This is a genomic window from Pseudomonas aylmerensis (genome assembly GCF_001702265.1).
Classification (GTDB): Bacteria; Pseudomonadota; Gammaproteobacteria; order Pseudomonadales; family Pseudomonadaceae; genus Aquipseudomonas; species Aquipseudomonas aylmerensis.
In genome coordinates this window covers 67,164-91,499 of the sequence record NZ_MAUE01000013.1, presented here as the reverse complement: position 1 = coordinate 91,499, position 24,336 = coordinate 67,164, and the positions used below count along the sequence as shown (strand labels likewise).

Sequence of the window (24,336 nt, the reverse complement as noted above, 5' to 3'; positions counted from 1 at the left end):
CCCGATATTCGATGCGCAGTCCCAATTGGTTGTTCCTCGTCTTGCTCTTGTTGCTGGCTGGCCTGCAGTACCGCCTATGGGTGGGTAATGGCAGCTTTGCGCAGGTAAAAGACCTGACGCAGCAAATTGCCGACCAGCATGCCGAGAACGAGCGTCTGCTGGAGCGTAACCGCGTCCTCGATGCCGAAGTGCTTGAGCTGAAAAAAGGCACCGAGACCGTGGAAGAGCGCGCGCGTCATGAGCTGGGCATGGTCAAGGAGGGTGAAACCCTCTACCAGTTGGCCCAATGAGTCACCGTTTGCCGGCCTTCTGGGCCGTGATACCTGCCGCGGGCATCGGTGCCCGTATGGCTGCGGACCGTCCCAAGCAATATCTGCAACTGGGCGGGCGCACTATTCTCGAACACAGCCTCGGCTGTTTCCTTGACCACCCTACGCTCAAGGGCCTGGTGGTCAGTCTTGCTGTTGATGATCCCTATTGGCCCAGCCTGGCATGTGCCACTGACCCGCGCATCCAGCGTGCGGACGGCGGTTCGGAGCGCTCGGGGTCGGTGCTCAATGCACTGCTGCATCTGAATGCGCTGGGCGCCGGCGACGACGATTGGGTATTGGTGCACGATGCGGCGCGACCGAACCTGAGCCGCGATGATCTCGACAAACTCCTGGCGGAACTGGCGGACGACCCGGTGGGTGGCCTGCTCGCCGTGCCGGCCCGCGACACCCTCAAGCGTGTCGACAAGCACGGCCGGGTGCAGGAAACCGTGGATCGCAGCCTGATCTGGCAAGCGTACACCCCGCAGATGTTCCGCCTCGGTGCTTTGCACCGTGCGCTGGCTGACAGCCTGGTGGCGGATGCGGTGATCACCGACGAAGCGTCGGCCATGGAGTGGGCCGGTCAGGCCCCCCGGCTGATCGAAGGGCGCTCGGACAATATCAAAGTGACCCGGCCGGAAGATCTGGAGTGGTTGCGCTTGCGGTGGGCGAATCGACGCTAGTCGGTGATATGTGGGAGCTGGCTTGCCTGCGAAGAGGCCGGCACCAACAGCCCAGCATTACCGGCTCCTACATTCAATCTCCATATGCCCAGGGGCTAGGCCTCACCCCAATCCCCTGTGGCAGCGGCCGTGCTCGCGAAGGCGGTGTGATGCATTCGGTGGCTGACCCGCCGTTTTCGCAGGCAAGCCGACTCCTGCAGGATAAACGCGGTCAATGTGGGAGCTGGCTTGCCTGCGAAGAGGCCGGCATCAACAGCCCAGCATTACCGGCTGTACTCCGGCCGCTCAGCCAACCCTTCCTTCAAGAAATCCACTAATTTCCTTACCTTCGGCGACAAGTGCCGTTGCTGCGGATACAGCGCCCACACCGCCGTATTCGGCGGCTGATGCGCCTCTAGCAGTGACACCAGTGCACCGCTGTGCAAGTGCTCCAGGACGTAATAATCCGGCAACTGGCACAAGCCGACGCCTTGCAAGGCCGCGTCCAACACCGCTTGCCCACTGTTGCAGCGCCAATTGCCCTGCACCCGCTGGGAAAATTCGCGCCCGTCCTGGGCCAGTTGCCAGATATCCGAGCTGCCGATCAGGCAGTTGTGCCGGCTCAATTCCGACAAACTATGTGGCCGACCATACCGGGCGAGGTAGGACGGTGACGCGCACAGGTACATGCGCCGGGGAGCGAGGCGGCTGGCGACCATGCGTGAATCCTGCAAGCGTCCCAGGCGAATCGCCAGGTCCAGGCCCTCGTGCACCAGGTCGAGCTGGCGATTGGTCAATTCGATATCTACCCGCAACTGCGGATACAGCGCCATGAACCGCGTCACCAACGGCACGATAAAGCGCTCGCCGTAGGCCACGGCGCAGGTCATGCGCAACATGCCCTTGGGCTCGCTGGTCAGGTCACCCACGGCGCGCAACGCTTCCTCGCGGCCATCCTGCAGGCGTTGGCAATGTTGCAGGAAAGTCTGGCCGGCCTCAGTCAGCGTCACTTTGCGCGTGCTGCGATAGAGCAAACGCGTCTGCAGGCGTTCTTCCAGGCGTGCCACTTGCCGGCTGATATGCGACGACGACACGCCCAGCCGCTCGGCTGCTGCAGTGAATTGGCTGCACTCGGCGACGGCGACGAACTCATCGATGCCTTCCCAGCGGTTTTCCAGCATGGCGATTATCCCTGTACAGCAATAAAGTTTTGCTTTCGCCTGGATTATTAATCAGGTAGCCATGTTTTACACTCACCGTCTCAGTTTTTAACCCGATGGAGAATCCCGGATGATCAAGTCCCGTGCCGCCGTAGCCTTCGAAGCCAAGAAGCCCCTTGAGATCGTTGAAGTGGATGTGGCCATGCCCAAGGCGGGCGAGGTGCTGTTGCGGGTGGTTGCGTCCGGTGTGTGCCATACCGATGCCTACACCCTGTCGGGCGCCGACCCGGAAGGTATCTTCCCGTCGATTCTGGGCCATGAAGGCGGTGCGGTCGTTGAAGCGATCGGCGAGGGCGTGACCTCGGTGGCCGTCGGCGATCACGTGATCCCGCTGTACACCCCGGAATGCGGCAAGTGCAAATTTTGCCTGTCGGGCAAGACCAACCTGTGCCAAGCCATTCGCTCCACTCAGGGCAAAGGCTTGATGCCTGATGGCACCACGCGCTTTTCCTACAAGGGCCAGCCGATTTTCCACTACATGGGTACCTCGACATTCTCCGAGTACACCGTGCTGCCGGAAATTTCCGTGGCAAAAATTCCTAAAGAAGCCCCATTGGAAAAAGTCTGCCTGCTCGGCTGTGGCGTCACCACGGGTATTGGTGCAGTGATCAACACCGCCAAGGTCAAGCCGGGCGACACCGTGGCCATCTTCGGTCTCGGCGGGATCGGCCTGTCGGCGGTGATCGGCGCGGTGAAGGCCAAGGCGGGTCGTATCATTGCCATCGATATCAACCCGGCCAAGTTCGAAATCGCCAAGCAACTGGGCGCCACCGACTGCATCAACCCGAAAGACTACGATCGCCCGATCCAGGACGTGATTGTCGATTTGACTGACGGCGGCGTGGACTTTTCCTTCGAGTGCATCGGCAATGTGCAACTGATGCGCGCCGCCCTCGAGTGCTGCCACAAAGGCTGGGGCGAGTCGGTGATCATCGGCGTTGCCGGTGCTGGCCAGGAAATCGCCACGCGCCCCTTCCAACTGGTGACCGGGCGCGTCTGGCGCGGTTCGGCCTTCGGTGGCGTGCGCGGTCGCAGCGAATTGCCAAGCTATGTGGAAATGGCCCAGACCGGCGAAATCCCGCTGGATACCTTCATCACCCACACCATGGGCCTGGAAGACATCAACAAGGCGTTTGACCTGATGCACGAAGGCAAGAGCATTCGTACCGTCATCCATTTCTGAAGCGGCGGCAAGCCACAAGCGACAAGCTTAAAGTGAGCACGCCTTACTTGCAGCTGATTGCTTGCCGCTTGCAGCTGGGAGCATTCTCATGACCCTGGAAAACATCTCATGCCAGAAGAGTTTTGGTGGCTGGCATAAACGCTACAAGCATCGTTCCGATGTGCTCGATTGCGACATGACTTTCGCCGTCTACCTGCCCCCGCAAGCGGAGCAGGGCGGCAAGTTGCCGGTGCTGTACTGGCTGTCCGGGCTGACCTGCACCGACGAAAACTTCATGCAGAAGGCCGGCGCCCAGCGCATGGCCGCCGAGCTGGGGTTGATCATCGTGGCGCCGGACACCAGTCCCCGTGGCCCCGGTGTACCCGGTGATCCGGATAATGCATGGGATTTCGGCCTTGGCGCCGGCTTCTACCTCAATGCGACCCAGCAACCCTGGGCCAAGCACTATCGGATGCATGACTACGTGGTGCAGGAATTGCCGGCACTGGTCGAGGCCCATTTCCCCGCATCGGATAAACGCGGGATCAGCGGGCACTCCATGGGCGGCCATGGTGCGCTGGTGTGTGCCTTGCGCAACCCCGGGCGTTACCTGTCGGTGTCGGCATTTTCGCCGATCAACAACCCGATGGATTGCCCCTGGGGCCAGAAAGCCTTCTCCCGTTACTTGGGCGAAGAGCGCTCGAAATGGCGTGAATGGGATGCCTGCGTGTTGATCAGTGAAGCCTCGCAGAAGCTGCCGCTGCTGGTAGACCAGGGCGACCGCGACGACTTCCTCGCCGTGCAACTCAAGCCGGAAGCCTTGCAGCAAGCGGCCAAGGCCGCCAACCATCCGCTGGAACTGCGCCTGCAGCCCGGCTATGACCACAGCTACTTCTTTATCGCCAGCTTCATCGAAGACCATTTGCGACACCATGGTCGTGCTTTGCTCGGTTAATGTGAGGCAAAAGTAGGTAGAATCACGCCCTGAATTAAATCGGGGCGTTTTTTTATGCGTATTGGCCACGGCTACGATGTGCACCGTTTCGCTGAAGGCGATTTCATCACCCTGGGCGGCGTGCGCATTGCACACCACCATGGGTTGCTGGCTCATTCCGACGGCGACGTTGTCCTGCATGCCTTGAGCGATGCCTTGCTCGGCGCAGCGGCGTTGGGCGATATCGGCAAGCACTTTCCGGACACCGACCCCACCTTCAAGGGTGCGGACAGCCGCGTGTTGCTGCGCCATGTGGTCGGCCTGATCCACGCCAAGGGCTGGAAGGTCGGCAACGTCGACAACACCATCGTGGCCCAGGCGCCGAAAATGGCCCCGCATATCGAATCGATGCGCGCGCTGATTGCCGCAGACCTGCAAATTGAATTGGATCAAGTCAACGTGAAAGCCACCACCACCGAAAAGCTCGGGTTTACCGGTCGTGAAGAGGGCATCGCGGTGCACTCCGTCGCCTTGTTGCTGCGCGCATGAATGACCTGCAACTGCTGGGCCCACGGGCCTACGGCGAGGCCTTGGGCAGCGCGGTCCTCAAGGCCACGGCGGAAGATTTCCAGGTGGACGAGGTGCTGGACATCCCGCTGAGCGGCGAGGGCGAGCACCTGTGGCTGTGGGTGGAAAAGCGCGGTCTGAATACCGAAGAAGCTGCGCGGCGGATTGCCAAGGCCGCTGGCGTGCCGTTGCGCACCGTCAGCTACGCCGGGCTCAAGGACCGCCAGGCGTTGACCCGCCAATGGTTCAGCGTGCAACTGCCGGGCAAGGCCGACCCGGACATGAGCGGCGCCGAAAACGACACCCTCAAGATCCTCAAGACCGGTCGGCACAAACGCAAGCTGCAGCGGGGCGCGCATTCGGCCAACGGTTTCACCTTGCGCCTGACCCAGTTGGACGGTGACACCGCCGCCATCGACGCGCGGTTGCAACTGATTGCCCAACACGGCATTCCGAACTACTTCGGCGCGCAGCGCTTTGGTCACAATGGCGGCAACGTCGCCGACGCCCGCGAATGGGCGGCGCGCAAGGCCTTGCCGGAACAGCGCAATGTGCGTTCGCGCTTGCTGTCTACTGCGCGCAGCTACCTGTTCAACAGAGTCCTGGCAGCCCGTGTGGCCGATGGTTCGTGGCAGAAGGCCCAGGTCGGCGACCTGCTGGCGTTCACCGACAGTCGCAGCTTTTTTCCGGCGGGGGAGGCGGAATGCAGCGACCCGCGCCTGGCGATTCTGGACCTGCACCCCACCGGCCCACAGTGGGGCGAGGGCGACTCACCGGCGGCGGGTGCCACCCACGCGTTGGAACAGGCGATTGCCGCCGAAGAAGCAGACCTGCGCGATTGGCTGGTGAAAGCCGGCATGAGCCAGGAACGTCGCATTCTGCGACTGCCCATTGGCGGGTTGACGTGGCATTATCCCTCGCTGGACATTCTGCAATTGGAATTCGTCCTGCCGGCCGGATGCTTCGCCACTGTCTTGGTGCGCGAGCTTGTTGATCTGGTGCCGGTGGGGCAGACGGACAACCCATGCGTATTCTGATATCAAACGATGACGGTGCCACCGCACCCGGGCTTGCCGCGCTCTATGCTGCGCTGCAGGATTATGCCGAGTGTGTGGTGGTCGCCCCCGACCAGGACAAAAGCGGCGCCAGCAGCTCGCTGACGCTCGACCGTCCGCTGCACCCGCAGGTCCTGGCCAATGGCTTTATCAGCGTCAACGGTACCCCTACCGACTGCGTGCACCTGGCGATCAACAGCCTGCTGGACCAGGAACCGGACCTGGTGGTGTCGGGCATCAACCTCGGGGCGAACCTGGGCGATGACGTGCTGTATTCCGGTACCGTGGCGGCGGCCCTTGAAGGGCGCTTCCTGGGGCGTACCGCGTTCGCTTTTTCGTTTGCCTCGCGCCAATTGGACAACCTGCCCACTGCCGCCTATTTCGCGCGCAAGCTGGTGGAGGCCCATGGTTCCCTCGACCTGCCGCCACGCACGGTGCTCAACGTCAATATTCCCAACTTGCCCCTCGACCATATTCGCGGCATCCAGCTGACGCGCCTGGGCCATCGCGCCCGTGCGGCAGCGCCATTGAAGGTGGTCGACCCGCGTGGCAAGGAAGGCTACTGGATCGCCGCTGCGGGCGACGCTGAAGATGGCGGCCCAGGCACGGACTTTCATGCGGTGATGCAAGGTTATGTTTCGATTACCCCGTTGCAACTTGATCGCACCTTCAGTGATGCCTTCAGTGGTCTCGATGGATGGCTGGAGGGCCTGCGCTGATGGCTCGTGAACAAGACGACCTGCTGCGCCGTGGCATCGGGATGACGTCCCAGCGCACCCGCGAGCGTTTGATCCAGCGCCTGTACGAGGAAGGCTTGTCCAACGCCCAGGTGCTGGAAGTGATCCGGCGCACGCCTCGGCATCTGTTTGTCGACGAGGCCCTGGCCCACCGTGCCTATGAAGACACGGCATTGCCGATCGGTCATAACCAGACTATCTCCCAACCTTATATGGTGGCTCGCATGAGCGAGCTGCTGCTGGCCGCCGGGCCGTTGGACAAGGTGCTGGAAATCGGCACCGGCTCCGGCTACCAGACCGCGGTACTGGCGCAACTGGTAGAGCGGGTGTTCTCGGTGGAGCGCATCAAGGTGCTGCAGGACCGCGCCAAGGAACGCCTGGTGGAGCTGAACCTGCGCAACGTGGTGTTCCGCTGGGGTGATGGCTGGGAAGGCTGGCCGGCGCTGGCGCCATATAACGGCATCATCGTCACCGCCGTGGCCACGGATGTGCCGCAAGCGTTGCTCGACCAACTCGCGCCGGGCGGCCGCCTGGTGATCCCGGTGGGTTCCGGCGAAGTGCAACAATTGATGCTCATTATCCGTGAGGACGACGGCTTTTCCCGGCATGTGCTGGGGGCCGTGCGATTCGTACCGTTGCTGAACGGCCCGCTGGCCTGATCATTTGTTCATGGGCAGTGAATTCTGCTGGTGAGGATGTGTCTTACGGCGGGGTTCATCGAGTCAACAAGATGAGCGGCGGCATTCAACAGGATGAATTTTTCGTTTCAGTCGTGTGCCGGTAAAAAGCCAATGCCCAGTTATACTTGCGTCATATTTCAAGCCTGATACAGGCGTTCATGTTCAGCCACCACAAAGGGAGCGGCGGGTGAGTCTCACAGGTCTTGCGCAGCGTATGAGTAAAACAAGCTTTCAGCGACTGGTGCTTGGCCTTGTCTTGAGTTCCCTGTTGGCGGCGTGCTCCAGCTCGCCAAGCAGCGGCGCGCGGGTGGTTGACCGTAATAGCGCAGTGCCGCAAAAGCCGACGGTCACCACTGGCCAGTACGTGGTTCGCAAAGGCGACACACTGTTCTCGATTGCCTTCCGTTATGGCTGGGACTACAAGGCGCTTGCAGCTCGCAACAATATTCCTGTGCCGTATACGATACATCCGGGTCAGACCATTCGCTTCGATGGCCGCACCGGTTCAACGCCTACGGCAGTGGTGACAAACAGCGGATCTTCGCCGTCGTCTTCGAGCAAGACCACCATCATCACCCGGCCTGCAGGCACCGCCGCGCCTACGGTTGCGAGCAAGCCGGCACCCGCGCCGCTGCCGCCGGCAGGGCCTGCACCGACCGGTTGGGGGTGGCCTTCAAACGGTGTATTGATTGGAAAATTCTCTTCAAACGGTAGTTTGAATAAAGGCATTGATATCGCCGGAGATTTGGGACAGCCTGTTTTAGCTGCGTCTGATGGGACAGTGGTGTACGCCGGGAGTGGTTTACGGGGCTACGGCGAGCTGGTCATCATCAAACACAGCGATACCTACGTCAGTGCCTACGGTCACAACCGCAGGCTGTTGGTTCGGGAGGGGCAGCAGGTCAAAGTCGGACAGACAATTGCCGAAATGGGGTCAACTGGTACAGACCGGGTGAAACTGCACTTTGAGATTCGCCGTCAGGGGAAGCCCGTAGATCCGCTGCAATTCCTACCCCGTCGTTGATGTGTTGCACAGCCTGTTCCCTCACGTAGAAGGAACAGGCTCCAGCGTTGCCAAGGATAAAGGCGTCGCTTGAGCTTGAGGTCGAACTCACCAAAGGACTATAACAATGGCTCTCAGTAAAGAAGCGCCGGAGTTTGACATCGACGATGAGGTTCTCCTTATGGAGACCGGTATCGCTACGGAATCGATGTCGAATGAGGGACCTGCTGTACCTTCAGTTCGTACCAAATCCAAGAACTCCACCGCGTTAAAGCAACACAAATACATTGACTACACCCGGGCGCTCGACGCGACCCAGCTGTACCTCAATGAAATCGGCTTTTCCCCCCTGCTGACCCCCGAAGAAGAAGTCCATTTTGCGCGCTTGTCGCAAAAGGGCGATCCGGCTGGGCGCAAGCGCATGATTGAAAGCAACCTGCGACTGGTGGTGAAAATCGCTCGACGCTACGTCAATCGTGGGCTGTCGCTGTTGGACCTGATCGAGGAAGGCAACCTGGGCTTGATCCGGGCGGTGGAGAAGTTCGACCCTGAGCGGGGCTTCCGCTTCTCAACCTATGCCACCTGGTGGATTCGCCAGACCATCGAACGGGCGATCATGAATCAGACCCGCACGATCCGGCTGCCGATCCATGTGGTCAAGGAGCTCAACGTCTACCTGCGGGCAGCGCGTGAGCTGACACAAAAACTCGATCATGAACCCTCGCCCGAAGAAATCGCCAACCTGCTGGAAAAACCGGTAGGGGAGGTCAAGCGCATGCTGGGCCTTAACGAGCGGGTGTCTTCGGTCGACGTCTCGCTGGGTCCGGATTCGGATAAAACCCTGCTGGACACCCTGACGGATGATCGTCCTACAGATCCTTGCGAGCTGTTGCAGGACGATGATCTGTCCCAAAGCATTGACCAGTGGTTGTCGGAGCTCACGGACAAGCAGCGTGAGGTGGTGATCCGCCGCTTCGGCCTGCGTGGCCACGAGAGCAGCACCCTGGAGGATGTAGGCCTGGAGATCGGCCTGACCCGTGAGCGGGTGCGGCAGATCCAGGTAGAAGGGCTCAAGCGCTTGCGTGAGATCCTGGAGAAGAATGGCTTGTCGAGTGAGTCGTTGTTCCAATAGGTGACGCAGGACGAAATGTGGGAGCGGGCTTGCTCGCGAATGCGCAGTATCAGTAGGCAGATGTCCTGACTGATCCATCGCTTTCGCGAGCAAGCCCGCTCCCACATTGCTTTGTGCGCGGCATCACAGCACCAAATTGCAGGCATAAAAAAACCCCGCTTTTGAGGGCGAGGTTTTTTCGACTAAGTCAGTACAAGTTAGATAACTTGAACTTCTTCAGCTTGCATGCCTTTCTGACCGCGGGTAGCGATGAAAGAAACCTGTTGGCCTTCTTTCAGGCTTTTGAAGCCGTCGGATTGGATAGCTTTGAAGTGAACGAACAGGTCGTCACCGGATTGTGGAGTGATGAAGCCGAAGCCTTTTTCATCGTTGAACCACTTAACGGTACCAGTTTGGCGATTAGACATGGTGTATCTCCTTGGACAAAGTTAACTGCGACTCAGGAAAAGCCCTGGCCGAGACTGAGTGCAAAGAGCAGGAAAAATTCTTGGAGATGGTTGGATCGAAATTCAACATATCGTGTAGAGATTCTCAGTGACACAAGCAGCACAGTGGCGCCACCTTAACCCTTTTTCCGGGACGTGCCAATGGTATTTCCGAAGGTTTCTCTATTTTCGTGACTGGCGGTGGTATTTACCGCCACCAGCGCCTGCAACCCGGGTCCCGGCCCCGCTGGCCGCGACTTACAGGAGCGTGCGCATTCATCAACAAATCCCCCACGCCCTTTGAACCCCAACGCTGGCCCCGGTAAGATGCCCCACAGAATTTTTCCACCTCGCTATTCAGGACACCCGCCATGAGCATCAAATCGGACAAGTGGATTCGCCGCATGGCGCAAGAGCACGGCATGATCGAGCCCTTCGTAGAGCGCCAGATGCGTGGCGAAGGCGCTGAACGCCTGATTTCCTACGGGGTTTCCAGCTACGGCTACGATGTGCGTTGCGCCGATGAATTCAAGGTGTTCACCAATATCAATTCGGCGACCGTCGATCCGAAAAACTTCGACGAAAAAAGCTTCGTCGACGTGAAGAGCGACGTGTGCATCATCCCGCCAAACTCCTTCGCCCTGGCGCGTACCGTGGAGTTTTTCCGCATTCCGCGCGACGTGCTGACCATCTGCCTGGGCAAGAGCACCTACGCTCGCTGCGGCATTATCGTCAACGTGACGCCGCTCGAGCCTGAGTGGGAAGGTCACGTGACCCTGGAGTTCTCCAACACCACCACGCTGCCGGCGAAGATCTACGCCAACGAAGGCGTGGCGCAGATGCTGTTCCTGCAGTCCGATGAGGCCTGTGAAGTGTCCTATAAGGACCGTGGCGGCAAGTACCAGGGCCAGCGTGGCGTGACCTTGCCGCGCGCTTGATCGAAAGGTCCTACACGCCAAGGGAATTAGTCTGCGGAAAGTGACTCTATTGGGTGTACTGCCTCGGCGCGTGCAAGACGCGCCGGGCCACGCTTGAGGAGTACTTTTATGAAGATCGACCCGCGAATCAGCGCCGAACTTGCCCGGCTTGAACCCAACCAGATTGGTGTTCTGGCCTGGTCCCTGATGGCCGATCCCGCCTACGCAGGCGGCATCCCCGGCCAACCCGAGCCGGATTACCCCCAGCCGACCGAGCCCGGTGAACCGACCCTTCCGGACGAGCCACCGCCCGCGCCTGTCGCCTGATAACTGGGAGGCCGGTCAACGCACTGGCCATACCTCGTGATCACCGATCACAAAGATTCGGTGGTCATTGTCCTGCTCTACCGCATAACCCCCCGTAAACGCCCCGAATGCCGGCAACAGGCTGACGCGGCTACCCAGCTGGAAGCACGGCAGGCGCAAGCGTTGCCGGCCTTTGCCGCGCAAGTGATACACCGGGTGCACATGGCCCGCGAGTACATGGTGGCTGGCATGCGCATCCGGTTCGTGTTGCAGTGCGAATGGCCCCATCAGCAGCGGCTCCGCGACCACCTCAATGTCCAAGTCCGCCGGCGGATCGCCTGCGCGCTTGTCGTGATTGCCGCGAATCAAAGTCAGGTGCAGCCCTGTATGGCGTTCACGCCACGCCCGCAAGGCGCCCAGCGTGCCACTGGCATGCGAGCCGGGGCCGTGCAGGAAGTCGCCCAGGAAGATCACGCGCGCGCAGGTAAAGGCCGCTAACAGCCGATCCAGTCGTTGCAGGTTCTCGGTGGTAGTCCCTTGCGGCACCGGTTGCCCGAGGCTGCGGTAGGCCGAGGCCTTGCCGAAATGCGCATCGGCGATCAGCAAACACTGGCGCGCAGGCCAATACACGGCCTTGTCCGCCAGCAGCCATAACGTTTCACCTTCCAATTGCACGGTGTAATACATCAACCCTTCCCGTTATCCGCGACTTTCTCCAGGTCCTTGACCATCCGCGCGATGCGCTCGGAGAGTTTTTCCGAACTCATGCTTTCACGCATCCGTTCCACCAACAGCGGAAAGGCCAGCGGCGTCGGCCGTTCGATCACGTGCAAGTCCAGTTGCAGCGCTGACAGACGCCGCAGTGTCTGTTCCAGCCGACGAATATCCAACTCATCACGCAGGACTTCTTCCCCTGCCTGGGTCAGCAACAGGTTCTGCGGGTCATATTGCTTGAATACCTCGAAGAACAGGCCGCTGGATGCCTGCACCTGGCGTGTACTTTTCGGCGCGCCGGGGTAACCGGCAAACACCAGTCCGGCGATCCGCGCAATCTCGCGAAAGCGGCGCAGGGCGAGTTCGCCGGCGTTCAGGCTGGCCACGACGTCGGCCAGCAAGTCTGCCGGGCTCAGCAATGCTTCGTTCAGCAGGGCAGGCCACTCCACCGGCGTCGCGCTCAGCAGCTCCAAGCCGTAATCATTCACTGCAATCGAGAAGGTCACGGGTTGGCGTTGGCTGACCCGCCATGCCAACAGGCTCGCCAGGCCCAAGTGCACCTGGCGCCCGGCAAACGGGTAGAGAAACAGGTGCCACCCCTCGCGTGATTTCAGGGCTTCGGCCAACAACCCGTCGTGCGTCGGCAGGCCGGACCAGCGCAACTGCGTCTGCAACAAGGGTTGCACCGCGCGCATTTCCGGGCCGTCGTAGTGCCCGCGCGCCGCAGCGTCGAAGCGTTCCACCACGGCTTGCGCCAACTCGTTGGAAAGCGGCATGCGCCCGCCATTCCAGCGCGGCACTGCGGCTTTTTTGGCGCTGCTGCGACGTACATAGGCGGTCATGTTTTCCACTCGGACCAGCTCCAGCAAGCGCCCGGCAAACAGGAACCCATCACCCGGCTTGAGGCGCGCGATGAAGCCTTCTTCGACACTGCCGAGGTTCTTGCCGCCGCCGCCCTTGCTCCAGAATTTCAGCTGGATGCTGGCGTCGCTGACGATGGTGCCCACGCTCATGCGATGCCGGCGCGCGAGCCTGGCGTCGGGGACGCGCCAGATGCCGTGTTCGTCGGGCTCCACGCGGCGGTAGTCCGGGTAGGCAGTCAGCGACAGCCCGCCATGGCGCACAAAGCCCAGGGCCCAGGCCCAGTCGGCCTCGGTCAGGTCGCGATAGGCCCAGGCACCGCGCACTTCTGCCAGCAACGCGTCGGGGGTGAAGCCACCGCCCAGCGCCATGCTCACCAAGTGCTGTACGAGTACATCCAACGGCTTGTGCGGCGATTCCCGCGCTTCGATGTGCCGCTGCGCAATGGCATCCTGGGCGGCGGCGGCTTCCACCAGTTCCAGGCTGTGGGTCGGCACCAGCGTCACCCGCGATGGCCGCCCTGGCGCGTGGCCCGAGCGCCCGGCGCGTTGCATCAGCCGCGCCACGCCTTTGGCCGAGCCAATCTGCAGGACTCGCTCCACCGGCAGAAAATCCACCCCCAGGTCCAGGCTCGAGGTGCACACCACGGCCTTGAGCTGCCCGTCCTTGAGTGCGCGCTCGACCCAGTCACGCGTCTCCCGGGACAGTGAGCCATGGTGCAGGGCAATCAAGCCGGCCCAGTCCGGGCGCGCCTCGAGCAACGCCTGGTACCAGATTTCCGATTGCGCGCGGGTATTGGTGAATACCAGGCAACTGCTGCTGGTTTCCACTTCGGCCACTACCTGCGGCAACATTTTCAAGCCGATATGCCCGGCCCAGGGGAAGCGTTCCGCGACGGGCGGCAACAAGGTGTCGACCAACAGCTGCTTGGCTGTCTGCCCCTGCACGTTGATCCCGCCACCTTGTGGGACCAATACCTCCAAGGCGTGAGCCTGATTACCCAGCGTTGCCGAAATCCCCCATACCATCAGCTCGGGATGCCAACGCCGCAGCCGTGCCAGCGCCAGCTGCAGTTGCACGCCGCGCTTGTTGCCGATCAGCTCATGCCATTCATCCACCACCACCATGCGCAGGTGCGCCAGGCTCACTTCGCTGTCCGCGCGGGCGAGCATCAGGGTCAGGCTTTCCGGGGTGGTGACCAGTGCGGTGGGCTGTCGGCGTGTCTGGCGGGCACGCTCGCTGCTGCTGGTATCGCCGGTGCGCAGGCCGATGCTCCAGGGAATCTGCAAGGCCTCAAGCGGTGCTTCGAGTGCGCGGGCGGTATCGGCGGCCAACGCCCGCATGGGCGTGATCCACAGCACCGTCAGTGGCTCTGCGGGCGCTTTGCGCTTGCCGCTGGCCGGCGGGCGAGTGATGGCGAAGCGATTGAGGGCGGCAAACCACAGCGCATAGGTTTTGCCCGCACCAGTGCTGGCATGCAGCAAGCCGGACTGGCCTGCCTTGACGGCAGACCACACCGCTTTCTGGAAGGCGAACGGTTTCCAGCCCTTGGCGGCGAACCATGTTTTGGCGAAGTCGTGGGGTTTTGCCATGCGACGGCTGACACTCTGGAAGGCCTATTCCACAGACCTTCACCGAGCATCAAAGGTTTAACGCAATCCTTGCAGGCGCGTCGCACCGCGGCGAGGGTGGCGCAAAGATCGCCGCAGGGCTCAAGGCGCTATCGCCAGGCGGTTCCTCCCCGTTTACTTCAGGTTGCCGCTGAGAAATTGCTGCAGCCGCTCGCTTTTCGGATTGCCCAGCACATCCGCCGGCGCACCTTGCTCTTCCACCAGGCCCTTGTGCAGGAACAGCACCTGGCTCGACACCTTGCGCGCGAAGCTCATCTCATGGGTCACCATGATCATGGTGCGGCCTTCCTCGGCCAGGCCCTGGATCACCTTCAATACCTCGCCCACCAGCTCCGGGTCGAGGGCTGAAGTAGGCTCGTCAAACAGCATCACTTCCGGCTCCATGGCCAGGGCGCGGGCGATGGCCACCCGTTGCTGCTGGCCACCGGAGAGAAAGGCCGGGTATTGATCGGCTACGCGTGCCGGCAGGCCGACCTTGTCGAGGTAGCGACGGGCACGGTCTTCGGCGTCCTTCTTGCTGCAACCCAGCACCCGGCGCGGGGCCATGGTGATGTTTTCCAGCACGCTCATGTGGCTCCACAGGTTGAAGTGCTGGAACACCATCGCCAGGCGTGTGCGCAGGCGCTGCAGTTCGGCATCGTCAGCCACGCGCATGCCATGGCGGTCGCTGACCATGCGGATCGGCTGGCCGTCGAGGGTCATGGCGCCGTCGTTGGGGGTTTCCAGGAAGTTGATGCAGCGCAAAAAGGTGCTCTTGCCGGAGCCGCTGGCGCCGATCAGGCTGATCACGTCACCGGTCTTGGCCTTGAGCGAGACGCCTTTGAGCACTTCATTGTCGCCATAGCTTTTATGCAGGCCTTCAACGGTCAATTTGTACATGGGGCGTGCATCCTCAAGGCGAAAGTAGATAGCCGCTACGGTAGGCCTCTGAGCCGGCGACATGGCCGATGACCATCCCGGCAGTGGCCATGCGGCGTAGCGAACGGGCGTAAAGCAGGCCGGCCTTCTGGCAGTGCACAGGCGTTACGCGGTCGGTAATGGGGTCGATGATGTCGGCGATCAGTTGCCCGGCCTCCAGGTATTCCCCCGGCAGGGCGCTGAACACCAGCAGGCCGCCCACCGGTGTCGCCACCGGTTCGACGCCTGCCAGCGGCGTGGCGGGGTAGGGCAGCGCCGGCAGCGGGGCGGCTTCGCCCTCGATCGCGCCGAAGTGGATCAGGTAATCGATGATCGCCTGGCAATCGAGGCTGGCCAGGCCATGGTTGACGTCGCCCTGGCCACGCAGCTCGACGGTGACGGAAAAGCTGCCCATCGGGATCGGGAAGCGCTCGCCGAAACGCTGCTGCAATTGCCACCACACCAGTGTGAAACACTCATCGAAGGATTGCCCGCCGGAATCGGTGGCGAGCAAGTTGGCTTCCGAGCCGAGATAGCGCGCCAGCGGCTCGACCTGCGGCCACGCCTCGGGCGTGGTGTACAGGTGCGCCACGGCTTCGAAATCGCAATGCAGGTCGAGCACCATGTCGGCGTCGCAGGCCAGGCGTTGCAGCACCAGGCGCTGGGAGTGCAACTGGGTCTCCGCGGTTTGCGCGGCGAGGGCGTTGGACAGCGCGGTGCGGATCAGTTCGACGTTGTGTCGCGGATCATCCCCGAGCAATGCCTCGACCTGGTTACCCACCGCGTCACTGAGGTCGACAAACAAGCGATTGAAGTTCTGCCCGCTTTCCAGCTCGTAGCGGCCCAGCGGAATATCCATCAACACCTGTTCCAGGCCCACCGGGTTGGCGACCGGCACCAGCACGATTTCGCTGCGCAGGCGCCCGGCGGCCTCCAGTTGCGCCAGGCGCAGCTTGAGGTGCCAGGCCACCAGCATGCCGGGCATTTCATCGGCATGCAGCGACGACTGGATGTAGATCTTGCCTTCAGCCTGTTCCGGGCCGAAGTGGAAACTGTGAATCTGCCGCGCCGTGCCAGGCACAGGCGCGATCAGTTCATGAACCTGATGACGCATGAAGGCTCCTTAATGACTCGGCCCGAGGAAGGCCAGCCAGCGGCGCTCCGCCAGACGAAACAGGCCGACCAGGGCAAAGGTCACTGTCAGATAGATCAGCGCGGCGATGCCGAAGGATTGGAAGGTCATGTAGGTCGCCGAGTTGGCGTCCCGTGCGACCTTGAGAATGTCGGGCACTGTCGCGGTAAACGCCACGGTGGTCGAGTGCAGCATCAGGATCACTTCATTGCTGTAGTACGGCAACGAGCGGCGCAGGGCCGACGGCATGATCACATACGCATACAACTTCCAGCCGCTGAGGCCATAGGCCTTGGCGGCCTCGACTTCGCCGTGGGCCATGCTGCGGATCGAACCGGCGAAAATCTCGGTGGTGTAGGCGCAGGTGTTGAGGGCAAAGGCCAGGATCGTGCAGTTCATCGCATCGCGAAAAAATGCGTCCAGCACCGGCTGCGCGCGCACCGCGGCGATGCTGTAGATGCCGGTGTAGCAGATCAGCAACTGGATATAGAGCGGCGTGCCACGAAACAGGTAGGTGTAGAACTGCACCGGCCAACGCACCAGGCGATTTCGCGAGACGCGGGCGATGGACAGCGGGATCGAGACCAGGAAACCAATCACCAGCGAGGCGCTGAGCAGCCACATGGTCATTGCCAGCCCGGTGATGTGCTGGCCGTCGCTGTACAGGAAGGGGCGCCAGTATTGCTGCAGGAGTTCGATCATCGCACGGCCTCCCGGGACCCAGCGGAGTAGCGGCGTTCAAGCCGACGCAGGACGAAATTGGATGCACTGGTGATCAGCAGGTAGATAAACGCCGCGATGACCAGGAAGTAAAACAGTTGATAGGTGCTCTTGCCGGCATCCTGGGCGGCCTTGACCAGGTCCGCGAGACCAATGATCGATACCAGCGCCGTGGCCTTGAGCATGACCATCCAGTTATTGCCGATGCCCGGCAGGGCAAAACGCATCATCTGCGGAAAGGTCACGAAGCGAAACCGCTGCCCGCGACTCAGCCCGTAGGCGGTTGCAGCTTCCAACTGGCCACGCGGGACCGCGAGGATCGCACCGCGAAATGTCTCGGTGAAGTAGGCACCGTAGATGAAGCCCAGGGTGATCACCCCGGCGCTGAATGGGTCGATCTCGATGTAGTCCCATTCCATGAAGTCGGTCAAACCGGTCAGCCAGATTTGCAGGCTGTAGAAAATCAGCAGCATCAGTACCAGGTCCGGTACGCCGCGAATCAAGGTGGTGTAGAGCTGGGCGGGAATACGGATCAAGCTGACGCTGGACAGTTTCGCGCTGGCCCCAATCAGGCCGAGCAGGACACTGACAGCCAGGGAGGCGACCGAGAGTTTTACGGTCATCCACGTCCCTTGGAGCAACAGCGGGCCGAACCCCTTCAAACTGAAGGCGCCCAGCCCCAGGGTTTGCAAAAGATCTTCAAACATGAATTCAGGACCTAATGGCGATAAAAAAGCGCCCACCGCAAACCGGTGGGCGCCAGGGTGTTATTTACCGCTGTAGAGGTTCAGATCGCCGAAGTGTTTCTTCTGGATGGTGGCGTAGGTGCCATCATCGTGTAACGCTTTGATACCTTTATCGAGCAAGGCCTTGAGGTCTTTGTTACCTTTTTTGATACCGACCGCAGTTTTCGACGGCAGCAAAGGGTCGTCGATAGCCTTGCTGACTTCGTAGTCAGCGCCGGCCGGCGACTTCAAGAAGCCCAGTTCGGCTTGCAGCATGTCCTGCACGGACGCATCCAGACGGCCGGAGGTCAGGTCGGCGTACACCTGGTCCTGGTTGGCGTAGGCCTTGGTGGTCACACCGGCTTTGTCCAGCACGGCCTTGGCGTAGGCTTCCTGGATAGTGCCTTGCTCGTAGCCCACCGATTTGCCCTTGAGGGACTCAGGCGTGGAGTAGTTCGCGCCTTTTTTGAACACCAGGGAGGTCGGGCCGGAGAACAGCTCGCTGGAGAAGTCGATCGCCTTTTCACGGGCTTCGGTCACGGTCATCGACGAAATCACGCCGTCGAATTTGTTGGCGTTCAGGCCTGGAATCATGCCGTCGAAGTCACTTTCGACCCACTTGCACTTCACTTTCAGCTCGGCGCAGATCGCATTGCCCAGGTCGATATCGAAGCCCACCAGGCTGCCGTCGGCGGCCTTGGATTCGAATGGCGCGTAGGACGGATCGACACCAAAACGCAGTTCCTTGTATTCCTTGGCCAACGCAGTACCAGCGGCCATGCACAGAGCCAGTGCAGAAAGGGTCAGCAATGCTTTTTTCATTATGTAATCCCTGGAAACCAAGATAAGCGCTTGTGGCGCGTTTAGGACTGTTACTGAACGGTGTCAGACGCAACACAAGTAGCAATTTCTGCACCATAGTTCCGAATGGTCGTTTTAAAAGGTGGGAAGAGGGAGATCTCAGTGTAGGAGATGCCCGAAAATGGGCACACAAAAAACAGTGCACCCATTTGGGGCTGATGCAGATCGAAAACCTGGGAGCTGGCTTGCCGGGGATGGTGGCGGGTCGGCTTATTCATCTGTCACTGATCCGCCGCCATCGCAGGCAAGCCAGCTCCTACAGGGATTTGTGGGGTTTTAGCATCCGGTCAGCAGGTCTTGCAGCGTGGCCAGGTTGTCAGCCTCATCCACCGTCTTGTCCTGCCGCCACCGCAACATCCTCGGAAACCGCACCGCGATCCCACTTTTATGCCGCTTGGACAGGGCAATGCCCTCGAATCCCAGCTCGAATACCATGCTCGGCGTGACACTGCTGACCGGCCCGAACTTCTCTACGGTGGTCTTGCGCACAATCGCGTCGACCTTGCGCATCTCTTCGTCGGTCAGCCCTGAATAGGCCTTGGCGAAGGGCACGAGCGTGCGCTCGCTGCCGGGCGGGCCGTCCCACACGGCGAAGGTGTAGTCGCTATAGAGGCTGGCGCGCCGACCATGGCCGCGCTGGGCGTAGATCAACACGGCGTCGACGCTGAACGGGTCGACTTTCCACTTCCACCACAGGCCCATGTCCTTGGTGCGACCCACACCGTAAAGGCCTTTGCGCTCCTTGAGCATCATGCCTTCGACGCCCAACTGACGGGAGGCTTCGCGTTGCTGCGCAAGATCCTGCCAGGTCGCGCCCGTGAGCAGGGGCGATGGAATCAGCACGGGTTGGTTGCACTGGGCGATTACCCGCTCGAGTTGAACGCGACGTTCGGCCTGGGGCTGGTTGCGCCAGTCGGCGCCCTGGTATTCCAGCAGGTCATAGGCGAGGACGGCGACCGGTGCATCGTCGAGCACCTTTTTGCTCAGGGTCTTGCGGCCAATTCGCTGTTGCAGCAGAGCGAAGGGCTGCACTGCGTCCTTCCACACCACGATTTCGCCGTCGATCACCGTACCATCGGGCAGGCCACTGGTCAGGCTGTGCAGTTCGGGGAAACGCTCTGTGACCAATTCTTCGCCACGCGACCACACCCACAGGCGGCCGTCGCGCTTGACCAGTTGCGCGCGAATGCCATCCCACTTCCACTCCACCTGCCAATCGGCGGGGGAACCGAGCAATGCGTCGAATTGCTCCACCGGTTGCGACAAGCCATGGGCGAGAAAAAACGGATAGGGCTGTCCGCCGCGTTGCGCATGTTCGTCGTCTGATTCGGCGGCGATCAGCTTGAGGTAGCCTTCTGCCGTCGGCCGGTTGGACAGGTCGGTGTAACCCACCAACCGCTGCGCGACCCGCTTGCTGTCGAGGTCGGCCATTGCGGCGAGTGCACGGGTGACCAGCAATTTGGACACGCCGACGCGAAAGCTGCCGGTGATCAGCTTGATGCACACCATCAGGCTCGGTTGATCCAGTTGCGCCCATAACGCCGGTAGGCGCTCGGCCAAATCCTGAGGCGCCAGGCCGCGCAGCGGCAGGAGCTTTTCTTCCAGCCACACCGCCAGGCCATCCTGCGAGGTGTAGGCAGATTCCGGTAATAGCAGGGAAATGGTCTCGGCCAGGTCGCCGACCGACTGGTAGCTTTCCTCGAACAGCCACGGCTCGATGCCCGCCGCCTCGGTGGCCATGTCCCGCAGCAGGCGCGTCGGCACCAACTGGCGAGGGCGCCCGCCGGATAAAAAATACACCGCCCATGCCGCATCTTCTGCCGGGGCTTGCAGGAAGTAGGCTTGCAATGCCGCGAGCTTGGCATTGCTGGACGTGGTGGCGTCAAGGTTGGCGTAGAGCTGCGCGAAGGCTTTCATGCCGTGGCCTCTTCTTCGTCATCCCCGTATTCGGTGGTGAAGCCTTGGGCATCCAGGCCTTTTTCCCGCAGGTGGCGCACCAGTACGCCGACCGAACCGTGGGTCACCATCACGCGTTCGGCGCCGGTCTGTTCGATGGCCCACAACAGCCCCGGCCAGTCGGCGTGGTCGGACAGCACAAAGCCACGGTCGACCCCGCGCCGCCGCCGTGTGCCGCGCAGGCGCATCCAGCCACTGGCGAAGGCGTCGCTGTAGTCGCCGAAGCGCTTGATCCAACTGCTGCCGCCGGCGGAGGGCGGGGCGATGATCAGGGCTTGGCGCAGCAGCGGGTCGGTTTTTTTGAAGTCGCCGGCGTAAAGGGTTTCCGGGATATAGATACCCGCTTCGCGGTACACCCGGTTCAGCGGTTCGACCGCGCCATGACTGAGGATCGGGCCGATGCTGGCGTCGATGCCATGCAGGATGCGCTGGGCCTTGCCGAACGAGTAACAGAACAACACGCTGGCCTTGCCGGCGGCGATATTGGCCTGCCACCAGGCGTTGATCCCGGCAAAGATCTGCGCCTGGGGTTGCCAGCGGTAGATCGGCAGGCCGAAGGTCGACTCGGTGATAAAGGTGTGGCAACGCACGGGCTCGAACGGCGCGCAGGTGCCGTCAGGTTCGACTTTATAGTCGCCGGAGGCAACCCAGACTTCACCCTGGTATTCCAGGCGCACCTGGGCCGAACCGAGTACATGCCCGGCAGGGTGGAAGCTCAGGGTCACGCCGTGGTGGACGAGTTGTTCGCCATAGGCGAGGGTCTGCAGGTTGATGTCCTGGCCCAGGCGCGAACGCAAGATGCCTTCACCGGGGGCGGCGGCAAGGTAGTGCTGGTTGCCGGTGCGGGCGTGGTCGCCGTGGGCGTGGGTGATGACCGAACGTTCCACCGGGCGCCAGGGGTCGATGTAGAAATCTCCGGCGGGGCAGTAGAGGCCTTCGGGGCGGGCGATGACAAGGTCCATGGGCGTGCCGGGGGCAATGGGCTTATCAGGTAGGAGGCAGGGGCGGGGCGAGAAGTTCTATCTGAATGCAGGTGGTCCATTGCCGGCGATAGCGCTGTGTCAGCCGGCTGGAACGCCGGCTCACAGTGCACCATCGCCGGCAAGCCGGCGCCTATAAGGAGGCGGGTTATTTGCCCGGCGTCAGGGTCAACCGCGCCTTGCCATACACCTTCTCGAAGTTCTGCGGCTGCATCGGGAAGCTCAGGTATTGCGCCTTGAGCGCCGGGTCGATGCCGTTGGCGTAGTTCGGGCTGGCGGGGTTGCCGGACTGGCCGATGCCCCCCTGGCCCATCATCGGTTCCACCTGGCCGAAATCGACGATCATGCGCAGCGCCGGCACCTGGGTGGTGTTGAAGTCCTGGCCCCAGGCATACGGTGCCGGGTTCAAGGTGTTGTGGTCGCCACCGGACGCCAGCGGGCCGCGAATCACCTGGCCAGTGCTGTTTTTCCAGGTGGTGCTGTGCAGCTTGCCCCACTGCCAGGCCTTGTGGTCGGCACCGAGTTGGCTGTCGCCGGCGGTGATCGCGGCGGCCAGGCTGCGCGCAAGGATCGCGGGTTTGTCTTCTTTTTGCGGCGTGCGCACGTCGTCCCAGAACGGGCTGTCTTCACGGCCCAGCAGGTGGTCGGCCTGGGCGGCATAGGACAGGCTGGCGTTGCTGACGAAGGCCTTCCAGCTGGCGCTGTTTTCCGGGCCCAGTTCGTCGAGGAAGATCTGCTTGGTGCTTTCCTGCAGGAACAGCTCGTAGAGCGCGGCGTCGGCGGACGTTGCCACGAGCCGGCCATCAAACGCCATCAGGCGACTCAGCGCCTCGCGCGCCTTGGCCTGTTCGGCGGCCGGCAATGCTGCAATCGCCTGTTTCAGCGGCTGGGCCATGCCCGGTGCCTGGAACATGGTCTTGAGCTTGGCGGCGAACAGGGTGGTCTGGTCGTACTGCATGGCGATCATGCTGCGGCTGTCGTGCTTGCCGGCATTGGCCAATTGCGCCAGGCGCTCGCTGCGCTCCGGCGCGTCCCACGAGTTGGACAGTTGCATGCCGTAGCCGCGCGGCGCGGTGCGCTGGTTGGCGGTGCCGATCCAGCCTTGGGCCGGGTCCTGGTCGTAGGGGTGCAGCATCGCATCGGCGTAGCCGTCCCAGTCAAAGCGGGTGTCCCAGCCCGGCGAGGGCAGCAGGCCTTCGCCTTCGCGACGGTTGGGGAAACGCCCGGTGACTTGCCAGCCGATATTGGTGGCGTCGGCGAAGATCATGTTCAAGGCAATCGCGCGGATTTCCCGGGTGGCGTCCGACGCCTTGGCGACGTTTTGCGCCCGGGACAAGTCGAAGAATGCATCCAGGCTCTTGTCATCCTTGAAGTCGGCCGTTTGCAGGGCCAGACCCAAGCCGCTGGTCAGGGCCTGGCTGCTGTTGAGCAGAGCGCCGTGACGGGTTTCGTACACCACTTCGCGCAGTGGGCGCTGGCCCTTGGCGAAGTAGGTTTCGTTGCGCACGCCAGCCGGTAGCCATTTTCCGTTGTTCTCGTAGTACAACGCGTTGCCTTGGCGTTTGACCTTCTCCAGGAACAGGTCCTGGGTGTCGCCCTTGACCGTGCTCATGCTCCACGCGACTTTGCCGTTGAAGCCGGACAACAGGGTCGGCAAGCCGGCAATCGAAGCACCGACCGCCTGGTATTTCGGCGCACGAATCTGCACGTAGCTCCAAGGCGACGGAGCCTGGGGCTGGGCGGCGAGGTCGCTGGCCAGCAGGCTTTTGCCGCTGCGGCTGCGTTGCGGGCCAATCGCCCAGTTGCTCGAGGTAGTGACGGCCAGCGCGTTGAGGCTGCTCAGTTGCTGGCTGGCCGTGTCCAGCCCGGCCAGGCCAGTGATCTGGCTAAGGTTCACGCCTTTGAGTTTCTCGGCTTCGGCCAGCGGAATCGGCTCATCCGGCGTGCTCGGCGTCAGCCAGGCGAGCTTGTCGACGCCAACTTTTTGCGCCAGCACCAGGGAGGGAAGTTCTTCCTGCAGGTTGGCCGACTCGCTGAAATTCAGCAGGCAGAACAGCAGCGCCGAATCTTCCGGCTTCCAGTACTCGGGCTTGTAGCCGGTCTGTGCCAGGTCCGGCGGCAGCTTGTCGCGGTAGCGGAACAGGTAGGCGTTGACGCCGCGCGCATACACTTCGAAGAAGCGCTTGAGGCGCGGCGAGGAGGCGTTATACAGCTCGCCGGCGCTTTTCTTGAGGTTGACCGCACGCATGAAACGGTCGACATCCAGCACCTCAGGGCCGGACATTTCTGCCAGGCGGCCCTGGGCCAGCAGGCGCAGGGTGACCATCTGGGTGATGCGGTCACTGGCGTGCACATAACCGAGGCTGAACAGCGCGTCGTGGAAGGTGTTGCTTTCGATCAGCGGCATGCCCTGGGCATTGCGGCGTACCGATACATTCTGTGCCAGGCCTTTGATCGGCTGCACGCCGGCAACTGGCGGCAGGGTGTCCTGGGTGCTCTGGAGCTGGCAACCGGCCAGGCTTAATGCACTGGCCACTGCCGCGGCAACGCCGAACCGGGGAAGAAAATGTGAGAGGGCTGGCGAGGCCATGGCAAAGCTCCTGCGGGGGGTAGCGTCAGTAAAGGCGCTACGTTAGTGAGCGCGGCGAAACGACGCAAGCGGGAGTTTTGGGTTAAGCGTGAGAACTTGATTCGGACAGCGATCAAGGTGGGCGTTGGCTTGCCTGCGATGCCAGCACTCAGGTGCGT

Annotated in this window: 24 protein-coding genes; 12 read left to right on the top strand and 12 right to left on the bottom strand. The window is 61.8% G+C overall.

All coding sequences use genetic code 11. The features are described 5' to 3' along the window. The first annotated feature begins 11 nt into the window (after positions 1 to 11). Together ftsB and ispD are read left to right on the top strand one after the other, a co-directional pair. Positions 12 to 290: a cell division protein FtsB gene (gene ftsB / locus BBG20_RS11165; RefSeq protein WP_003172294.1), complete on the top strand. Its 279-nt coding sequence runs from the start codon at positions 12 to 14 to the stop codon at positions 288 to 290. Continuing rightward, complete coding sequence (ispD, locus tag BBG20_RS11160; RefSeq protein ID WP_065903051.1) at positions 287 to 994, top strand: 2-C-methyl-D-erythritol 4-phosphate cytidylyltransferase; 708 nt, start codon at positions 287 to 289, stop codon at positions 992 to 994. Before ftsB ends, ispD begins: the two co-directional genes overlap by 4 nt. 263 nt (positions 995 to 1,257) lie before the next feature. On the opposite strand, the gene BBG20_RS11155 is transcribed toward ispD, so the two are convergent. Next, a complete protein-coding gene (locus tag BBG20_RS11155) occupies positions 1,258 to 2,154 on the bottom strand; it encodes a LysR substrate-binding domain-containing protein (RefSeq protein ID WP_065903049.1) in 897 nt (298 codons plus the stop codon). A 109-nt stretch (positions 2,155 to 2,263) separates the two neighbouring features. Between BBG20_RS11155 and BBG20_RS11150 the strand changes: the two genes are divergently transcribed. The 8 genes from BBG20_RS11150 (at position 2,264) to rpoS (ending at position 9,463) form a co-directional block, all read left to right on the top strand. Beyond that, on the top strand, positions 2,264 to 3,376 hold the full coding sequence (locus tag BBG20_RS11150; protein WP_010212435.1) for an S-(hydroxymethyl)glutathione dehydrogenase/class III alcohol dehydrogenase: 1,113 nt from the start codon (positions 2,264 to 2,266) through the stop codon (positions 3,374 to 3,376). 88 nt (positions 3,377 to 3,464) lie between these two features. Continuing rightward, entirely contained in the window at positions 3,465 to 4,310 is an 846-nt protein-coding gene (gene fghA / locus BBG20_RS11145) for an S-formylglutathione hydrolase (protein WP_065903047.1), read from the top strand. A 54-nt stretch (positions 4,311 to 4,364) separates the two neighbouring features. Continuing rightward, positions 4,365 to 4,838 carry a 2-C-methyl-D-erythritol 2,4-cyclodiphosphate synthase gene (gene ispF, locus BBG20_RS11140; protein WP_012722614.1) on the top strand — a complete coding sequence of 158 codons (474 nt, stop codon included), beginning with the start codon at positions 4,365 to 4,367 and terminating at the stop codon, positions 4,836 to 4,838. Then, entirely contained in the window at positions 4,835 to 5,893 is a 1,059-nt protein-coding gene (gene truD, locus BBG20_RS11135; protein ID WP_065903046.1) for a tRNA pseudouridine(13) synthase TruD, read from the top strand. The genes ispF and truD overlap by 4 nt, the downstream gene beginning before the upstream one ends. Beyond that, positions 5,881 to 6,630: a 5'/3'-nucleotidase SurE gene (surE, locus tag BBG20_RS11130; RefSeq protein ID WP_065903045.1), complete on the top strand. Its 750-nt coding sequence runs from the start codon at positions 5,881 to 5,883 to the stop codon at positions 6,628 to 6,630. The genes truD and surE overlap by 13 nt, the downstream gene beginning before the upstream one ends. A 41-nt stretch (positions 6,631 to 6,671) precedes the next feature. After that, entirely contained in the window at positions 6,672 to 7,307 is a 636-nt protein-coding gene (locus BBG20_RS11125; protein ID WP_177343936.1) for a protein-L-isoaspartate(D-aspartate) O-methyltransferase, read from the top strand. 208 nt (positions 7,308 to 7,515) lie between these two features. Then, positions 7,516 to 8,352 (top strand): peptidoglycan DD-metalloendopeptidase family protein, encoded by an 837-nt coding sequence (locus tag BBG20_RS11120; RefSeq protein WP_065903043.1) that lies wholly within the window; start codon positions 7,516 to 7,518, stop codon positions 8,350 to 8,352. A gap of 106 nt (positions 8,353 to 8,458) precedes the next feature. Next, positions 8,459 to 9,463, top strand: coding sequence for an RNA polymerase sigma factor RpoS (gene rpoS / locus BBG20_RS11115; RefSeq protein WP_025855149.1), 1,005 nt, complete (start codon positions 8,459 to 8,461; stop codon positions 9,461 to 9,463). 197 nt (positions 9,464 to 9,660) lie between these two features. Here the strand turns inward: rpoS and BBG20_RS11110 are convergent, their stop codons facing one another. Then, positions 9,661 to 9,870: a cold-shock protein gene (locus tag BBG20_RS11110; RefSeq protein WP_002554837.1), complete on the bottom strand. Its 210-nt coding sequence runs from the start codon at positions 9,868 to 9,870 to the stop codon at positions 9,661 to 9,663. 389 nt (positions 9,871 to 10,259) lie between these two features. On the opposite strand from BBG20_RS11110, the gene dcd reads away from it, so the two are divergent. Then, positions 10,260 to 10,826 carry a dCTP deaminase gene (gene dcd / locus BBG20_RS11105; protein WP_065903042.1) on the top strand — a complete coding sequence of 189 codons (567 nt, stop codon included), beginning with the start codon at positions 10,260 to 10,262 and terminating at the stop codon, positions 10,824 to 10,826. A 108-nt stretch (positions 10,827 to 10,934) separates the two neighbouring features. Then, complete coding sequence (locus BBG20_RS11100; RefSeq protein ID WP_010212420.1) at positions 10,935 to 11,132, top strand: hypothetical protein; 198 nt, start codon at positions 10,935 to 10,937, stop codon at positions 11,130 to 11,132. Positions 11,133 to 11,147: 15 nt separating this feature from the next. On the opposite strand, the gene pdeM is transcribed toward BBG20_RS11100, so the two are convergent. From pdeM to BBG20_RS11050, 10 genes are all read right to left on the bottom strand, one after another. After that, complete coding sequence (pdeM, locus tag BBG20_RS11095) at positions 11,148 to 11,798, bottom strand: ligase-associated DNA damage response endonuclease PdeM (protein ID WP_065903041.1); 651 nt, start codon at positions 11,796 to 11,798, stop codon at positions 11,148 to 11,150. Continuing rightward, on the bottom strand, positions 11,798 to 14,278 hold the full coding sequence (locus BBG20_RS11090; RefSeq protein WP_065903039.1) for a ligase-associated DNA damage response DEXH box helicase: 2,481 nt from the start codon (positions 14,276 to 14,278) through the stop codon (positions 11,798 to 11,800). The genes pdeM and BBG20_RS11090 overlap by 1 nt, the downstream gene beginning before the upstream one ends. A 153-nt stretch (positions 14,279 to 14,431) precedes the next feature. Further along, entirely contained in the window at positions 14,432 to 15,196 is a 765-nt protein-coding gene (locus BBG20_RS11085; protein WP_065903037.1) for an ABC transporter ATP-binding protein, read from the bottom strand. Between the two features lie 13 nt (positions 15,197 to 15,209). Further along, positions 15,210 to 16,328, bottom strand: coding sequence for a succinylglutamate desuccinylase/aspartoacylase family protein (locus tag BBG20_RS11080; protein WP_065903027.1), 1,119 nt, complete (start codon positions 16,326 to 16,328; stop codon positions 15,210 to 15,212). Between the two features lie 9 nt (positions 16,329 to 16,337). Continuing rightward, complete coding sequence (locus BBG20_RS11075) at positions 16,338 to 17,048, bottom strand: ABC transporter permease (RefSeq protein ID WP_065903025.1); 711 nt, start codon at positions 17,046 to 17,048, stop codon at positions 16,338 to 16,340. Then, positions 17,045 to 17,773 (bottom strand): ABC transporter permease, encoded by a 729-nt coding sequence (locus BBG20_RS11070; RefSeq protein ID WP_065903023.1) that lies wholly within the window; start codon positions 17,771 to 17,773, stop codon positions 17,045 to 17,047. Before BBG20_RS11070 ends, BBG20_RS11075 begins: the two co-directional genes overlap by 4 nt. 60 nt (positions 17,774 to 17,833) lie before the next feature. Beyond that, positions 17,834 to 18,613 carry a transporter substrate-binding domain-containing protein gene (locus BBG20_RS11065; RefSeq protein ID WP_065903021.1) on the bottom strand — a complete coding sequence of 260 codons (780 nt, stop codon included), beginning with the start codon at positions 18,611 to 18,613 and terminating at the stop codon, positions 17,834 to 17,836. 315 nt (positions 18,614 to 18,928) lie between these two features. Continuing rightward, complete coding sequence (locus BBG20_RS11060; RefSeq protein ID WP_065903020.1) at positions 18,929 to 20,569, bottom strand: ATP-dependent DNA ligase; 1,641 nt, start codon at positions 20,567 to 20,569, stop codon at positions 18,929 to 18,931. Further along, positions 20,566 to 21,570, bottom strand: a complete 1,005-nt coding sequence (locus tag BBG20_RS11055; RefSeq protein ID WP_065903019.1) for a ligase-associated DNA damage response exonuclease — start codon at positions 21,568 to 21,570, stop codon at positions 20,566 to 20,568. Before BBG20_RS11055 ends, BBG20_RS11060 begins: the two co-directional genes overlap by 4 nt. A 166-nt stretch (positions 21,571 to 21,736) precedes the next feature. Then, positions 21,737 to 24,178 (bottom strand): penicillin acylase family protein, encoded by a 2,442-nt coding sequence (locus tag BBG20_RS11050; protein WP_065903018.1) that lies wholly within the window; start codon positions 24,176 to 24,178, stop codon positions 21,737 to 21,739. Positions 24,179 to 24,336 lie beyond the last annotated feature (158 nt).

Excerpts from the sequence above, each read along its gene's own strand:
- ftsB (WP_003172294.1), top strand. The coding sequence starts at position 12 with ATGCGCAGTCCCAATTGGTTGTTCCTCGTCTTGCTCTTGTTGCTGGCT.
- ispD (WP_065903051.1), top strand. The coding sequence starts at position 287 with ATGAGTCACCGTTTGCCGGCCTTCTGGGCCGTGATACCTGCCGCGGGC.
- BBG20_RS11155 (WP_065903049.1), bottom strand. The coding sequence starts at position 2,154 with ATGCTGGAAAACCGCTGGGAAGGCATCGATGAGTTCGTCGCCGTCGCC.
- BBG20_RS11150 (WP_010212435.1), top strand. The coding sequence starts at position 2,264 with ATGATCAAGTCCCGTGCCGCCGTAGCCTTCGAAGCCAAGAAGCCCCTT.
- fghA (WP_065903047.1), top strand. The coding sequence starts at position 3,465 with ATGACCCTGGAAAACATCTCATGCCAGAAGAGTTTTGGTGGCTGGCAT.
- ispF (WP_012722614.1), top strand. The coding sequence starts at position 4,365 with ATGCGTATTGGCCACGGCTACGATGTGCACCGTTTCGCTGAAGGCGAT.
- truD (WP_065903046.1), top strand. The coding sequence starts at position 4,835 with ATGAATGACCTGCAACTGCTGGGCCCACGGGCCTACGGCGAGGCCTTG.
- surE (WP_065903045.1), top strand. The coding sequence starts at position 5,881 with ATGCGTATTCTGATATCAAACGATGACGGTGCCACCGCACCCGGGCTT.
- BBG20_RS11125 (WP_177343936.1), top strand. The coding sequence starts at position 6,672 with ATGACGTCCCAGCGCACCCGCGAGCGTTTGATCCAGCGCCTGTACGAG.
- rpoS (WP_025855149.1), top strand. The coding sequence starts at position 8,459 with ATGGCTCTCAGTAAAGAAGCGCCGGAGTTTGACATCGACGATGAGGTT.
- BBG20_RS11110 (WP_002554837.1), bottom strand. The coding sequence starts at position 9,870 with ATGTCTAATCGCCAAACTGGTACCGTTAAGTGGTTCAACGATGAAAAA.
- dcd (WP_065903042.1), top strand. The coding sequence starts at position 10,260 with ATGAGCATCAAATCGGACAAGTGGATTCGCCGCATGGCGCAAGAGCAC.
- BBG20_RS11100 (WP_010212420.1), top strand. The coding sequence starts at position 10,935 with ATGAAGATCGACCCGCGAATCAGCGCCGAACTTGCCCGGCTTGAACCC.
- pdeM (WP_065903041.1), bottom strand. The coding sequence starts at position 11,798 with ATGTATTACACCGTGCAATTGGAAGGTGAAACGTTATGGCTGCTGGCG.
- BBG20_RS11090 (WP_065903039.1), bottom strand. The coding sequence starts at position 14,278 with ATGGCAAAACCCCACGACTTCGCCAAAACATGGTTCGCCGCCAAGGGC.
- BBG20_RS11085 (WP_065903037.1), bottom strand. The coding sequence starts at position 15,196 with ATGTACAAATTGACCGTTGAAGGCCTGCATAAAAGCTATGGCGACAAT.
- BBG20_RS11080 (WP_065903027.1), bottom strand. The coding sequence starts at position 16,328 with ATGCGTCATCAGGTTCATGAACTGATCGCGCCTGTGCCTGGCACGGCG.
- BBG20_RS11075 (WP_065903025.1), bottom strand. The coding sequence starts at position 17,048 with ATGATCGAACTCCTGCAGCAATACTGGCGCCCCTTCCTGTACAGCGAC.
- BBG20_RS11070 (WP_065903023.1), bottom strand. The coding sequence starts at position 17,773 with ATGTTTGAAGATCTTTTGCAAACCCTGGGGCTGGGCGCCTTCAGTTTG.
- BBG20_RS11065 (WP_065903021.1), bottom strand. The coding sequence starts at position 18,613 with ATGAAAAAAGCATTGCTGACCCTTTCTGCACTGGCTCTGTGCATGGCC.
- BBG20_RS11060 (WP_065903020.1), bottom strand. The coding sequence starts at position 20,569 with ATGAAAGCCTTCGCGCAGCTCTACGCCAACCTTGACGCCACCACGTCC.
- BBG20_RS11055 (WP_065903019.1), bottom strand. The coding sequence starts at position 21,570 with ATGGACCTTGTCATCGCCCGCCCCGAAGGCCTCTACTGCCCCGCCGGA.
- BBG20_RS11050 (WP_065903018.1), bottom strand. The coding sequence starts at position 24,178 with ATGGCCTCGCCAGCCCTCTCACATTTTCTTCCCCGGTTCGGCGTTGCC.